At 27.1% G+C, this 12,733-nt stretch carries 24 protein-coding genes; 19 read left to right on the top strand and 5 right to left on the bottom strand.

The genetic code is table 11. The features are described 5' to 3' along the window. The 3 genes from FPD38_RS05985 to FPD38_RS08340 all read left to right on the top strand — a co-directional run. Window positions 1-921: DUF2920 family protein (locus tag FPD38_RS05985; protein ID WP_147555824.1), on the top strand; the 921-nt coding region annotated here is incomplete at its 5' end. Further along, the gene (locus FPD38_RS08345; RefSeq protein ID WP_261798310.1) at window positions 908-1,480 is read left to right on the top strand and encodes a DUF2920 family protein; all 573 of its coding nucleotides are present in this window, start codon (window positions 908-910) and stop codon (window positions 1,478-1,480) included. The genes FPD38_RS05985 and FPD38_RS08345, both read left to right, overlap by 14 nt. 7 nt (window positions 1,481-1,487) lie before the next feature. Continuing rightward, window positions 1,488-1,874: a DUF2920 family protein gene (locus FPD38_RS08340; RefSeq protein ID WP_261798309.1), complete on the top strand. Its 387-nt coding sequence runs from the start codon at window positions 1,488-1,490 to the stop codon at window positions 1,872-1,874. 65 nt (window positions 1,875-1,939) lie between these two features. Here the strand turns inward: FPD38_RS08340 and FPD38_RS05975 are convergent, their stop codons facing one another. Next, window positions 1,940-2,563, bottom strand: coding sequence for a S24 family peptidase (locus tag FPD38_RS05975; RefSeq protein WP_147555823.1), 624 nt, complete (start codon window positions 2,561-2,563; stop codon window positions 1,940-1,942). A 136-nt stretch (window positions 2,564-2,699) separates the two neighbouring features. Between FPD38_RS05975 and FPD38_RS05970 the strand changes: the two genes are divergently transcribed. The 13 genes from FPD38_RS05970 (at window position 2,700) to FPD38_RS05920 (ending at window position 9,302) form a co-directional block, all read left to right on the top strand. Further along, on the top strand, window positions 2,700-2,900 hold the full coding sequence (locus FPD38_RS05970) for a hypothetical protein (RefSeq protein WP_147555822.1): 201 nt from the start codon (window positions 2,700-2,702) through the stop codon (window positions 2,898-2,900). Beyond that, window positions 2,897-4,960, top strand: a complete 2,064-nt coding sequence (locus FPD38_RS05965) for a DDE-type integrase/transposase/recombinase (RefSeq protein WP_147555821.1) — start codon at window positions 2,897-2,899, stop codon at window positions 4,958-4,960. Before FPD38_RS05970 ends, FPD38_RS05965 begins: the two co-directional genes overlap by 4 nt. 81 nt (window positions 4,961-5,041) lie before the next feature. Next, on the top strand, window positions 5,042-5,965 hold the full coding sequence (locus FPD38_RS05960; protein ID WP_147555820.1) for an AAA family ATPase: 924 nt from the start codon (window positions 5,042-5,044) through the stop codon (window positions 5,963-5,965). A 2-nt stretch (window positions 5,966-5,967) separates the two neighbouring features. Then, window positions 5,968-6,159: a sigma factor-like helix-turn-helix DNA-binding protein gene (locus FPD38_RS05955; RefSeq protein ID WP_147555819.1), complete on the top strand. Its 192-nt coding sequence runs from the start codon at window positions 5,968-5,970 to the stop codon at window positions 6,157-6,159. Beyond that, the gene (locus FPD38_RS05950; protein ID WP_139452520.1) at window positions 6,156-6,341 is read left to right on the top strand and encodes a hypothetical protein; all 186 of its coding nucleotides are present in this window, start codon (window positions 6,156-6,158) and stop codon (window positions 6,339-6,341) included. Before FPD38_RS05955 ends, FPD38_RS05950 begins: the two co-directional genes overlap by 4 nt. A 55-nt stretch (window positions 6,342-6,396) precedes the next feature. Further along, window positions 6,397-6,735, top strand: a complete 339-nt coding sequence (locus tag FPD38_RS05945) for a DUF7768 domain-containing protein (protein WP_147555818.1) — start codon at window positions 6,397-6,399, stop codon at window positions 6,733-6,735. A 108-nt stretch (window positions 6,736-6,843) separates the two neighbouring features. Beyond that, the gene (locus FPD38_RS05940; protein WP_147555817.1) at window positions 6,844-7,329 is read left to right on the top strand and encodes a host-nuclease inhibitor Gam family protein; all 486 of its coding nucleotides are present in this window, start codon (window positions 6,844-6,846) and stop codon (window positions 7,327-7,329) included. Then, window positions 7,326-7,451: a hypothetical protein gene (locus FPD38_RS08335; RefSeq protein WP_256378661.1), complete on the top strand. Its 126-nt coding sequence runs from the start codon at window positions 7,326-7,328 to the stop codon at window positions 7,449-7,451. Before FPD38_RS05940 ends, FPD38_RS08335 begins: the two co-directional genes overlap by 4 nt. A gap of 53 nt (window positions 7,452-7,504) precedes the next feature. Continuing rightward, window positions 7,505-7,768, top strand: coding sequence for a hypothetical protein (locus FPD38_RS05935; RefSeq protein ID WP_147555816.1), 264 nt, complete (start codon window positions 7,505-7,507; stop codon window positions 7,766-7,768). 14 nt (window positions 7,769-7,782) lie between these two features. Continuing rightward, window positions 7,783-8,028: a hypothetical protein gene (locus FPD38_RS05930; RefSeq protein WP_043019829.1), complete on the top strand. Its 246-nt coding sequence runs from the start codon at window positions 7,783-7,785 to the stop codon at window positions 8,026-8,028. Window positions 8,029-8,085: 57 nt separating this feature from the next. Continuing rightward, a complete protein-coding gene (locus tag FPD38_RS08165) occupies window positions 8,086-8,559 on the top strand; it encodes a hypothetical protein (RefSeq protein ID WP_187153111.1) in 474 nt (157 codons plus the stop codon). Then, the gene (locus FPD38_RS05925; RefSeq protein ID WP_261798308.1) at window positions 8,546-8,995 is read left to right on the top strand and encodes a phage protein GemA/Gp16 family protein; all 450 of its coding nucleotides are present in this window, start codon (window positions 8,546-8,548) and stop codon (window positions 8,993-8,995) included. The genes FPD38_RS08165 and FPD38_RS05925 overlap by 14 nt, the downstream gene beginning before the upstream one ends. Window positions 8,996-9,026: 31 nt before the next feature. After that, window positions 9,027-9,302, top strand: a complete 276-nt coding sequence (locus tag FPD38_RS05920; protein WP_039663951.1) for a hypothetical protein — start codon at window positions 9,027-9,029, stop codon at window positions 9,300-9,302. Here the strand turns inward: FPD38_RS05920 and FPD38_RS05915 are convergent. Then, a complete protein-coding gene (locus FPD38_RS05915) occupies window positions 9,294-9,968 on the bottom strand; it encodes an endonuclease (RefSeq protein ID WP_147555815.1) in 675 nt (224 codons plus the stop codon). The genes FPD38_RS05920 and FPD38_RS05915 overlap by 9 nt on opposite strands. 95 nt (window positions 9,969-10,063) lie before the next feature. On the opposite strand from FPD38_RS05915, the gene FPD38_RS05910 reads away from it, so the two are divergent. From FPD38_RS05910 to FPD38_RS05900, 3 genes are all read left to right on the top strand, one after another. Further along, entirely contained in the window at window positions 10,064-10,348 is a 285-nt protein-coding gene (locus FPD38_RS05910) for a Mor transcription activator family protein (protein WP_147555814.1), read from the top strand. 117 nt (window positions 10,349-10,465) lie between these two features. Further along, complete coding sequence (locus tag FPD38_RS05905; protein WP_147555813.1) at window positions 10,466-10,675, top strand: hypothetical protein; 210 nt, start codon at window positions 10,466-10,468, stop codon at window positions 10,673-10,675. Further along, on the top strand, window positions 10,672-11,112 hold the full coding sequence (locus FPD38_RS05900; RefSeq protein WP_147555812.1) for a hypothetical protein: 441 nt from the start codon (window positions 10,672-10,674) through the stop codon (window positions 11,110-11,112). Before FPD38_RS05905 ends, FPD38_RS05900 begins: the two co-directional genes overlap by 4 nt. A gap of 4 nt (window positions 11,113-11,116) precedes the next feature. On the opposite strand, the gene FPD38_RS05895 is transcribed toward FPD38_RS05900, so the two are convergent. The 3 genes from FPD38_RS05895 to FPD38_RS05885 are packed head-to-tail and all read right to left on the bottom strand — an operon-like array spanning window position 11,117 to window position 12,646. After that, a complete protein-coding gene (locus FPD38_RS05895) occupies window positions 11,117-12,094 on the bottom strand; it encodes a phage late control D family protein (RefSeq protein WP_147555811.1) in 978 nt (325 codons plus the stop codon). Then, the gene (locus FPD38_RS05890; protein ID WP_147555810.1) at window positions 12,088-12,279 is read right to left on the bottom strand and encodes a tail protein X; all 192 of its coding nucleotides are present in this window, start codon (window positions 12,277-12,279) and stop codon (window positions 12,088-12,090) included. Before FPD38_RS05890 ends, FPD38_RS05895 begins: the two co-directional genes overlap by 7 nt. Further along, window positions 12,272-12,646, bottom strand: coding sequence for a phage tail protein (locus tag FPD38_RS05885; RefSeq protein ID WP_002793898.1), 375 nt, complete (start codon window positions 12,644-12,646; stop codon window positions 12,272-12,274). The genes FPD38_RS05890 and FPD38_RS05885 overlap by 8 nt, the downstream gene beginning before the upstream one ends. Between the last annotated feature and the right edge of the window lie 87 nt (window positions 12,647-12,733).

Raw genomic sequence — 12,733 nt, 5'->3', positions numbered from 1 at the left:
CAAAAACTAAATACTTTTGAAGAATTTTATCCTGCTATGGATTATCTTAATAAAAAAATTACTGATATGAAAAATAATTTAGAATTTGATAAAGATTATTATTTGGATTTAAGTACAACCATTCAACCCACTAAAAATGAATATCAAAATTTTGGCATTATGCAAGCAATGGATATAATTAATGCTATTTTATATATAAAAGCTAATCTTCCTTTTAAAATTATGAGTTGGGATATAAAGACTATTTTGGTAGGTTCTTCTCATGGAGGATATTTAGCTAATTTATGTGCTAAAATAGCTCCTTGGAATATTGACTATATTGTAGATAATTCTTCTTATGTATGTTTTAAGAAGATATGGAGAGTTATAGGATTTGGCAAAGAGATTGACTATATTAAATATCCTTGTTTTGCAACTTTTCATTTTTTTAATAATATTAAGCTTTGCTGTTTTGATAAAACCCATTGGACTACAAACAAACAATCTCCTTATTATTTTTCCAATGCTAGAAGAATGATTAGAGATATATTAGTAGAAGAACACTTAAAAACTCAAAGTTTTTATCCAAAACCAAAATATATTTTTTATCATTCTAAATTTGATATAGAAATTGCCCCTTTTGAAGATAAAGAAGAATTGTTTAGTATTTTAAAAAAATTAAGTTTTGATGTTGATCTTATCAAGATAATAAGTGAAAAAGATATAGATGGAAAATTTATAAAGAATTTAGAACATGGTATGGGTATGTCAATTAAAACTTTAATAAAAAAGCATTTAAATGAAATTTTAAAAGAACCTTTACAAGATAAATCGTGTAAAAAAGAAATTTCATATAAATGTGATGATTTAACTTATACTTTTAAAGAAGAGGATGATAAAATATTATTAGACATTCAAAAGACTAACAATGATAATCAATAAAACTTATGAAATCAATTCTTGTGATGATGTAGAATTAAATATAAAAAGAGAATCTTTACTAGAATTTAAATTAAGCTATGATGATACAAAAACTATAAAAGCTATAATATGCATCATACCAGGTGGTGCTGAAGATATGAATGATTATATTTATGTTGATGATTATTTAGCTAGAAATTATGAAGTAGCTATTATAAATATAAATTATCATTGTGTTGGAAATAGACCACATTTAGGCTCTAGTTTTTATTTAGATGATATAGATAAATTGATTTTAGATGCTAGTTTAAAGGCTATAAATTTAAACCATATAAATGCTTTTGGTATACATTCTTACGAAGAATTAAACAATACTTTTATAGGTATAGATCAAGAAATAGAAAAATTAAAAATAGATAAAAAATTAGATCAAAACTATAAACTCAAAACACATGTAAGTTTTTTACCATCTAAAAATGAATATCAAAATTTTGGCATTATGCAAGCAATGGATATAATTAATGCTATTTTATATATAAAAGCTAATCTTCCTTTTAAAATAATGGGGGGGGGGTATTAGAACAATTTTGTTTGGAAATTCATATGGAGGATATCTGGCAAATTTATGTGCAAAAATAGCCCCTTGGAGTATCGATTTTGTGTTAGATAATTCTTCTTTTGTTAATTTTTTTGGAAATATTTTTAGACTTATAGGTTTTGGCAAAGAAATTGATTTTACTAGATATCATGGAACATATATCGATATTTTGTTTAAAAATATATTTTTATATGTTAGTGATAAAACTTATTGGACAAGTAATAAATTTTCAAAAAATTATTTTTCCAATGCTAGAAAAATTATAAGGGAACCATTAAATAAAGAACACTTAAAAATACAAAGTTCATACCCAAAACCAAAGTATATTTTATACCATAGTGTTTTTTGTCGGCGGAAAAATAAAATGCAACCATAGAAAAATAAAATGATACTTTTTGGTTACATTTTATTTTTCTATAAAGCTTAAACTTAAATATAATCTTATAATCTTCTATAATTTAAATCATAAGTTCCAACCACTCTACCTATAATTTTAATTTCCTCATTCTCTTCTATAGTAATAGGTGGATAATTTTCATTATCACTAATTAAAGATAAGGGTCTCTTTCTTAATCTTTTTACAAAAACTTCATTTTGATGCTCTATTACATAAATTCCACCTTCAATCATAGAACCATCATCTTGAAAAACTATCATTTCGCCTTCTTTAATTGTAGGATGCATACTATCTCCTATTACAGGAATAATACCTATTTTTAAAAATCCCTGAATATTGAACATAAGTCTTAAATCTTGCTTATTGAATGGAATATGTTGCACAGAATTCTCATAATTGATAGAACCAAAACCAGCCGAAGCAGAACTATCTTTATAAAACGGAATTAAAACAATATCATCATTTATTATATTTTTTTCTTCAGTATTTTTACTTGATTTTTTAATTTCTTTGTCTTTTTCATAAATTAAAATATGTTTTTTGCTTAATCTACTAGGCCAATTATGCGCAGATTCTTTAGATAGTTTTAAATGTTTAGCTAACTCAAATTTATCTTTAACATTGTAAAAATCTATCATTTCTTGCAGTAATTGCTCTTTTTTTTCCATTTTTAAACCTTAAAAGTGTTTATGTAAAAATACTTGACTTTTTAAGTAAAATTACTTATAATTTGAAAAATTATTTACAAATTGTATCTTAAAAAATATCAATTTGAAATAAAAATTACAAATTAAAGGATGTGTTTTGTTAAAACAATATTTTGAAGACAATGGTATTAATCTTAAAAAGTTCGCACAAAAACACAATCTAGATTATATGAGCTTATTTCGTGTGGTTAATGGACTTTACTCTGAAAAATATAAAGCAAAAGCCAACACGAAAGCAGTTTATAAAAAACTTTTAGAACTTAAAATCATTAATAAGCTACCTAAGGCTTGTGCGTGAATTATTTCTTAGAAACCAAAGAAGCTTCACAAGTTTTTAATGTAAGCGAAGGTGCCTTAAGACTTGCAGTAGCTAGAAAATCAAATAAATACGAATGGTTAAAAGTAAATAATGCTAATGGTGGCAGAGGTGGCAAAAAACTACTATTTAAAATAAGCAAAGAACAGCTTTTAACCGCTTTTAATCAAGAATTAATCACTAATGATATTTTGATTTTTAATGAAAAAATGCAAAAGGTAGACTTAAATAATGTTATAAGTAATAATACTGAAAACAACATTATTAAAGAAAATAGTTTATGTTTAACAGAGCCAAAAAATAGTGATTTGGCTGTTTTAAATATAAAGTTTGAAAATTTAAGTGATGAAATCAAAGAAAATGCAAGAAATAAAGTAAAATTACTTAAACAAGTAGAAAAATATATTGAAGGTGGATTAAAGCAAAAAAGAGCTTTAGAGATATCACATATTTCTAAAATAGAATTTTTTAGAATGCGTAAAGCGTATAAAGAAAATGGCATTCTAGGTCTTATCGACACTCGCGGACTTCACCGCAAAGATAAAACAAAACTTAGCACTTGGATACAAGAGTATGCTTTAAGAGAGTATCGCTCCTTTGCGGCGGGGGGGTTTTATTTTACTGAACTTTGGTGGAAAATTCACAAAGAGGCGGCACAAAAAGAAAACTATGATTTTATAGGTTTTGATTTAGGAGAGGTAAAACCACTTTTTAGTGTAAAAACTTTGCAAAATTTCATCAAAAACTACTATAAAGATAAACCATTAGAACATTGTATTATCACTCAAGGCTTAGATCGTGCAAAATCTAAATTTCTACCTGCACTTGGCAATCAAAGAGAGCTTTGTGATATGAAAAATATGTGTTGGCAAATCGATAGCTCTCCAGCTGATTTTATAGTAAGAGATGATGGAACACTAGAACCTTTTCGCCCTCACATTTTAAGTGTCGTTGATGTCTTTAGTGGTATAGGAGTAGCTACTTTAGTAAAAAAATCTAATTCTTTAAGCTTAATACGCCTTTTATGGAAAGCTATAGATAAGTTTGGTAAGCCTGATATGATTAAAGGGGATAATGGTAAAGATTATCTTTCAAAAGATTTTCAAAGCTTACTTGATGGTCTTAATATAACTTATGATGCAGCTATTGCTTATGCAGGAGAACAAAAGGCTTTAGTTGAAAGAAGATTTGGAACACTTCAACATGCTGGTATTTCTTTATTTCATGGAGCAATAGGATCAAATTTAGCTAAAAGAGAAGCAATTGAGCAAAAAACTCCTAAAAAAGAACGACATGCTAAAGATGAGTATGGTTTTGCTAAAAAGACTAATCAAAAATTACTTCATACCTTTAATGAGGCTTGTGAATTTTTAGAAGCTGAAGTAATTAAATGGAATATGTCTAAAGTGCGTCGCAAAAAAGGCGTTAAAACACCACTTGAACTTTGGAACTCATGTGATAGAGCTATAGTAAAAATATCTTATGAAGAATTTTTATTTAATGCAGGAAATAAAGAGCTTAGGGTTGTTGGCAAAAAAGGTATTAACTTTGAAGGTAGAGTTTATAAAAGTGCCTTAATGCCAAGTGTTGGAACAAAGGTTAAATGTGTACAAAATATCGATAACATCAAAGAGCTTTTCATCTATGATATGATGGGAAAATTTATTTGCTTAGCGCTTGATGAAAGTATTGCTAAACTTAGCAAAGAAAGCTTTAAAATACTTAAAAAAGGCTATGAAAGCGAAGTTAAAGCTATCAAAGAAGTACTTAAAAAAGATGAAATTGCAGCTTTTACTAAACTTAATATTAAACAAGACTTACAAGATCTACAAGTTGCTTTTGAAAACTCACTTATAAAAGCTAAAGAAGTGCAACAAAAATCACTTGCTAAAGAAAATTTAGCAACACAAAGAAAACTTGAAAAAATTAAAAATGATACCAGTGCTGATGAGCTTATTTTAAACTCTAAAAAAGAAACTACAAATAATGAAAGCGAATTTGACATGGAAGCTTTTATGGATAGAAAATATTTTGCTGGTTAAAAATTGTTTAAAGCTTGATTAATTCAAGTTTTAAAGAGTTTTTAAAATCTAAAAACTTAGCAAAAAACAAAAGGATGAAAAATGGATTTAGTTGAACAAACAAAGAGATTTTTAAATACACAAAACATCTCTCAAAACAACTTAGCTGATCGTTTAGGTATTAATAAAAGCTATATGGTTGGATACATGAAAGAAGGTAGTGCTTATAAATATGCTACTAAAGTAGAACCATTGCTTGAAAAGTATATAAAAAGCTTCGTAGAAGAAAAGAGCATTAAAGAACTACAAACACCTTTTATAGTTACAAAAGATGTAAAAGCAATTAATGTAACTATAGAAAATGCTATGTGTAATCGTGAAATGGGGGTTATCATAGGCGAAGCAGGAACTGGCAAAAGTAGAGCCATTAAAGAATATGCTAATAAAAATGGCACAAGAGTAGTTTTGTTTGAAGCTACTACTGAAACTAGCAAAAGAATGCTTTTAAGCGGTCTTGAAAACAAACTTAATGTGTGTTTTAAAGGCTCACTTGATGATAAGATTAGAGGCATTGCTAGTGAGTTAGCAAGAACTTCAAAAGTTTTAATTATAGATGAGAGCGAACACTTACCTTTTAGAGCACTTGAGTGCTTAAGACGCATATATGATTTTTCAAACACCGCTTTAATTTTAGTAGGAACTAAAAAGCTTAAAAACAATCTTACAGGTGTTGGTAGAAATGATTATAACGAATATGGACAGCTTAGCTCTAGAATTGGTGCAAAATGGGAATTAAAAGGACTTTGCTATCAAAACAAAGAGGGCTTAAAAAATGATGATTTAAAAGCACTTTGTGATTATTTTTCCTTAGTAGATAAAAAAGCAATAGATTTGGTTTTTAATCTAGCTAGAGGTAATTTTAGAAAAAGCGAAAAGCTTTTAAAAAGAGCTAGTGATTTTGCTGATGGTAAAAGTATAGAAATAAAGCATATTGAAGCTGCAGCTGGATATTTACTATTAGGTTAAGAATGAATTTTGAAGAAATAGCTAGGGAATTAAATATCTCAAGAGTTAGAGTTGGACAAATATATAAATCTGCCTTAAAAAAGCTAGCTCATCCAAAAAACAAAGAAAAATGGAGAGAGATTATGGGTACCTTAGAAGCTTTAGAAGAGCAAAGAGTAAAAAAAGAAAATTTAATGCAAGGAGAAAGAAAATGAGAAGAATGATTAGAGGCGAAAGAGCTGATTATAGCGCTTCTTTATATGAGGTAAAAGGCGCGAGTATTATTTACAAAGAAAATGGCGCATTTGTGGATATTTTAAAAGGAATCTATCCTGATCATATTGCCTTAAAAATAATTAATCATGAAAAGAGCAAAAAGCTTAACAAAGGTGCTTAATTAAAGCACCTTGATTAAGTTTTTTAAAACTTAAATTTATTAGAAAGGAAAATTCATGGCAATAGTTTATATAGCTTCCCCTTATAAAGCTTTAGCTGTAAGAGAAAGTCAAAGAAAAGCACAAGCTATTAGCATAGCAACGCAAGAATGCTTAAAAATCATGCGTGAATGTGAAGGCTTTACACCTGTTTCACCTATTTTACAATTTAGCTATTTAGATGAAGAAAAGCACAGAGAAATAGCTTTAAAAATGGGATTAGAGCTTTTAAAAGCAAGTGATTATATTTATATGAGTACTCATGAAGATGCTAAGTATTCACAAGGTATGCAAGAAGAATTAGCACTAGCTAAAAAGCTTGGTATTAAAGAATTAACATTGGATTTGCCCTTATAAAAAGGGCTTGAGAGTAGTTAGAAAAAGAATTAAACACGCGATACTTTTAAGGTATGGCGTGGTTCTTTGGGATTACCAAATTAGAAAATACAATTTAAAGGAGAATAAATGGAAATAAAAAGTTTTGAAGATGTCAATTTAGCGCTTAAAAAAATAGCTGAATTAAGTGTAAAGATAGAAAAGATTAATGGTGATGTAACTTTAGCTTGCAATGAAATCAAAGAAGCTCATGCGGGTAAAATTAAAGTTTTAAACGATGAGCTTAAATATATGGAACAATGTATTAGCACCTTTTGTGAAAACAACAAGCATGAATTTGCTGAAAAAAGATCTAAAGAATTTACCTTTGGAAAAATTGGCTATCGTATAAGCGAGAGTGTGCCTTTACCAAGAGTAAAAGAAAAGCTAGAAGCTCTTGTAAAAGCTTTTAAAAGTTATGGGCTTAATGAATGTATTAGCTACAAAGAAGAGCTTAATAAAGATGCTATTGTAGGACTTGAAGATAGCACTTTAGTAAAACTTGGTCTTAAAAGAATGGTAAAAGATAATTTTAGAATAGAACCTCGTATTGAAAGTTTGGAGATTGAAAAATGAAACTTAGCAATATTGTTGCTTGGGTTTTATATCAGAGTGAATTAGAAAATTTTACTATTAAAGATAAAGATATTGATCCAAGCGGTGTTATTAGATTTTTAAAATTTAACAAAGTCCATTGATTTAATGGGCTTGATTAAGTTTTTAAAGCTTAAATTAAAACAAAAGGATGAGAATGTATGTAAATGCAAAGATTAGTGTGGATGATTTGGAGCTTGTCTCTCTTTATGAAATCATAGAACTTTTTAATAATTTAGATAATGACCAGCAAGAAGAGTTCTTTAGAAAAGTTGGCAGAATTAGCACCAAAAAAAGAATAAAAACTTTATTCAAAATACTAAATAATAACGAAGCTATAGAGCTTTTAAACGAGTTAATTAGCATTTTCAAAAGCGATAAAGAATGGCAAGAAATAGTTAAAAATATAAATGAAGATTAATATAGGAGGGTAAAATGGATATAAAAGGTATTGTTTTTAATGAGTGGTATATTTTGTTTATAGTTCTTTTTATAATAGCTTTGGTTTTAAATTATCACTATAGTAAAAAACAAAAAGAGCTTTTGATGTTAAACTTACAAGCATTAGAATTAAATTTACAACTACAAGAAGAAAGCATTAAGCGATTAGAAATTCAACAACAAGAATTAAAACTTCTTATAGATATATACAAGGATAATTTAGTAAAAATCAAAATATAAGAATTTAACAAAGCCCATTAAATCAATGGGCTTGATTGAGTTTTTAAAGGATGGTTTGTGAAATTTCTTACTTCAAAGTCTTTTAATGATGAAAGTGTGTTTTTTATAAAATTAAGAGCTTATCAAGCCTTACAAAATATGTCTAGACAAAGTTTAGAAAAATTTTTAATACAAAAATTCTTTAAACAGGCTGTGATAAAAAATAAAATTTTGGTTTTTTATTTTACAAATACCACTGCTTTAATGGAATTTAACGCAAAAAAAGAATTGATAAAAGCCCAATTAAGAATTATTTACAAACAAAATTTTGAACTTTTTTATAAGAATTATATGCTTATTTTTAAGGATATAAAAGCAGAGCTTATAATTTTAAAAAACATGCAAGAAAAAGAAGTTTTTAAAAAAGAAATCTTTATTGAAAAAAGCACAGGAAACTTTCATATTCACGATAATATTTTAAAAGAAAAATTTTTAGAACTTCAAGTTGTTATAAAAAACAATATTAAAAAGGATTTGAATGCAAAATCTTAAAAAACAACTTATAAAAATAATTCATACTCTAAGAAAAGATGCTCATTTAAGTGATGATGAAAGCTATCGCTGGATATTAAATAAAAGGTATGGTAAAAGCTCATCCAAAGATTTAAGCATTGAGGAACTTAGAGATTTTGCTATAGCTTTGGGGTATGATGAAAAGTTCTTAAAAAACACTAAAAAAACAAGGTATTTTAAAAATGAAAATACCAAAAATGGAAGGGCTACAAAAAAACAGCTTAATATGATACAAGCTATTTGGAGTAAAAATGCTAAAAATCCTACACAATGGGCTTTAAGAGAGTTTATTAATAATATTATTAAAAAGCGACCTTTACATCTTTGGTATTTAAGTATAAAAGATGCTAATAAAGTCATTTTAGGGCTTAAAAATTTAGAAAACAACAGCACACATTCAGCTAAGCGAAGCTAATGTTGTCTCATCAAAACAAAAGGAGATTAAAATGATTTTAGAAATACATTCTTATGATAAAGAGCTTTTTTTAACATTAGGCATAGAAAAACATTCGCAAATTACCTTTGCTGCCAAAAGAACAAGTATTGAAATAATACATAATGGAACTACTCATCAAATTAAAACCGATAAAGAATTTGGTATTTTGCTCAATGTAATTTGTATTATAAGAGAAAGGATTGATGAGAGCTTAGAAGAAAACGACAAAAGCTTAGTTATTGATATAGATGAGCTTATAGAAAATACTTGCAAAGAATTAGAGTAAAGATCTAATTCTTTTTTCCTTTTCACTCATAGGATATTGTTTATCCCAAGCTTCCATAAGTTTTCTTTCTTGATCTGATAATTTAATATTATATGTTTTACTCATATATAAATAACTTCTTGCAATATAGCCTTTAGAATAATTAGCAGGGTAAAATCTTTTTGCTTTAAAGTCTGTATATACTTTGCAATTTCCATATTGAGTATATTTTAAATTCAAAGGAGCCTCAGCATATCTAAAATTACTTCTATCACCATTAATCTCACCTATGGCAGGAACTAGGTTTTGCTTATCAGCTTCCATTTTTGCAAAAGTTGGATCATTTTGACAAGCTTTTCTACCGCCTTCTCTCCAACAAGGTAAATGTTTGCCAAAGTTTTGTGCAGGCATAATATGTTCCCATTCTATGCGTTTTGCTCTTTGATTTATTTTACCTTTTTTAGTATATTCATTGCGTGGAGTGTATAAATCACTTTTAACTACTTCAAACTTAGTGTATTTTCCTTTTTTATTTGCTTTAAATGGGGTATTACAATAAAAATCATATTGATAAGCACTACCTAAGCTCTCATATAGTTCAACCAATTCTTTCTTACTTTGATTAAAATTATCACTAGCTAATAAAGATAAAGATGAGAATAATAAAATAAATAAGAGTTTTTTCATTGTTTTTCCTTTATATAAAAATGTAATTATAATCTCAATTTACCAAATTTTATTTTTTTAGATAAAATTTTAAAAATCTTTATTTAAGGCTTAATGTGCTCTCTAATAATGAATATTTTGATTATTTTATTGATTTTGTGAAAAATAATGACAAGCGTGAGATTTTAAAAGAATTTGGTGGTGGAAATATTTATATCCCAAGCTACAAGACTTTAATGAGAGATGAAGAATTAAAACAAGATTTTAAAACACTTATAAAACAAGGTTTAACCACCAAAAATGCAAGTGTAGAATGTGCCAAAAAATATGATTTAAGCTTAAATGCTGTGTATTTAATCACTAAAGAATTAAGAGAAAATTTAGAACCAAGCTTGTTTTAACTTAGACTATTTTGATAATAAAAATCAATTAAACTTATAATATTTATTGTAAATTTTGCAAAAATATATTAGAATATATATGTATATATTTTAATATATTAATTTGGATTAAGAATAATGACAGAATATAATATAGTAAAACTTGATGGTGGTGATTTTAATCAAACTGATAATGCATTAGGTCAGGTTATACAAAATCATGCTTGTATTATATTTATAATAATTATAATTGCAATATTCTGTTTTACTCTTGTTAAAATTTTTAAAACAAAAAACAACAAAAGCGTAAAGCGTAATTCTCATAAAAAAAGAAAGGAGAAATCATGATTATCTTAGCTCTTATCTTAACAATAGCTTTTGGTTTATTTTCGCTTTCTTTGATAGCAGCAAGTGAAGAATTTCAAAAATTCAAACCAGAATTTGAAAGGCTCTTAAATTCTAAGAACGAAGCCATAGTAATGCTAACAGAAAAAATGATTAAAGATTCTTTATCTTTTTTTAGTATTTATTGCTTTATGTTTAAAAAATATAAAAATATAAATAATAAGAAGCATATTAAACTTACCAAAGAAGAAGAAGAAGCTATTAAAATTTTAACGACTAGCTATTTAAAAATTAATGCAACAGCCTATTGGTATAATTATGTAATTATCTTTATACTTATTTCTATATCTAATATGTTTAGAAAAATCAATTTTTCGATATTTAATATCCAAGAGTCAATATCCAATATTGAAAAGACAAATTTGGCTTACACAAAATAGTTTTTTAGCTTTCAAATTCAACGCTAACTATATAAGCTGAGTCATTAAAACTATGACTCACGCTTTTAATACTAAATTCATAATTATCCATATTAATATCTTTAATCTTAAGTTTGCCACCAGCTCTTATTTCTCTTCCTATAAGCTCGCATCTTCCATTTAGCCCACCTTTTTGAAGCTCATTTAACTTACTTTGTGCTTTTTTAAAAGCTTCATTATCACTTTTTGGTTGTGATATATGCATTTTATAAATATTTTCCCCACTTCCTACTTTTATACTTTTTATCTTTGCTTCATCTATATCTTGCCACTCTACTATCACAGCAGAGTATTCATTTCTACCACTTTCTGAAATTTCTAACGAGCTACATTCACATAAGGCTATCTCAAAGCAAGGTAATTTTTCATTTTTACTTGTAATGTTTGCAGCATTATCTCCTATTTTTCCATCTTTTGGTGTTATGATTAAGGTATTTTCTTTAATCATGCAAATAAATCCATATTCAAAACAAATCTTATATAAAAATTCTAAGTTGTTTTGATTGTTTTGTAATATGCTTACAATATTTTGATCTTCTCCGCTTGTTTTTATCTTTAAACTATTTTCACTCGCTAATTTATTTGCTATAGTAAAAAGTGTAGTATTTTCAAAGCTTCTTGTTTTTTTATCTTTTATGTTTGTGTCATTTTTTCCACTAAAATTAACAGCACTAGCCCTTACTTCTGTAGTATTTAAAGTGTAATTTTTGCTCACAACATTTACATTAAAAGTTCCACATTTAAAAAGCTTTTCAAAACCAAGCCAAAGTTCTAAACTATCCCCAAACAATGGTTTAGAGTAAAGCCCAAAAAAGCTTAAGCTAATCTCATCGCTTTCATTACCTTCTTTATCTTCATAAGAAATACTGATAATATTTTTAGAAAGCTTTTGTGTAACATCTTTTCCTTTTGCAACAAGTTTAAATCTTGGTTTTCTTACCATAAGGCTTTTTCCTTATCCTCTTTGATTTCAAGTTGCGGTAGAATAATCTTATCTCCTGCTTTTAAAATAGGTTCTAATTTTGGATTAGCTATTAATACCTGCTCAAAACATCGTAAATTTTTATAATGTTTATCAACTATACTATCAAGCCTTTCATTGTTTTTAGCTATATAAATCTTATTCATCAAAGTCCCTTTCTAAATCCATACTAAAGCTTTGTGCTACAAAGCCACTTCCATCTACAAATGCACTTCTATTTTCATTTAAAGCCAAAATCACAAACTTACCATAATACTTTCCATTAGCCCCTGTTAAAATATAAGATTTTTGTTCTTTTGCCATATTCTCAAGTTTATCTAAGTAAGTGTTTCTATCCCCTTTTAAAGGCAAGGTTTTGCCTTGTATTTTAATCTTTTCACTTTCTTTAGAACTTGCAAATAAAGCATTATGATTATTAAGTCTATTTTGACTTTGTATGTTGTATTCTAAGCTTCTTTCTAAATTATCAAAATTTAAAGCTTTAAACTCAAATTCTCCTAAAGCTAAAACCATTTAAACTCCTTTTTAGTTTTGCAAAGCTAAAATTATCTTAGTTAGATAGGGTTGATGGTTGCAATGTAGTAGTTGAGGATGTGCGGT

Origin of the sequence: Campylobacter volucris, from assembly GCF_008011665.1 — a bacterium.
Lineage (GTDB): Bacteria > Campylobacterota > Campylobacteria > Campylobacterales > Campylobacteraceae > Campylobacter_D > Campylobacter_D volucris_A.
Note: the sequence above shows the minus strand (reverse complement) of the source record. Positions and strands in the feature narration are given on the sequence as shown.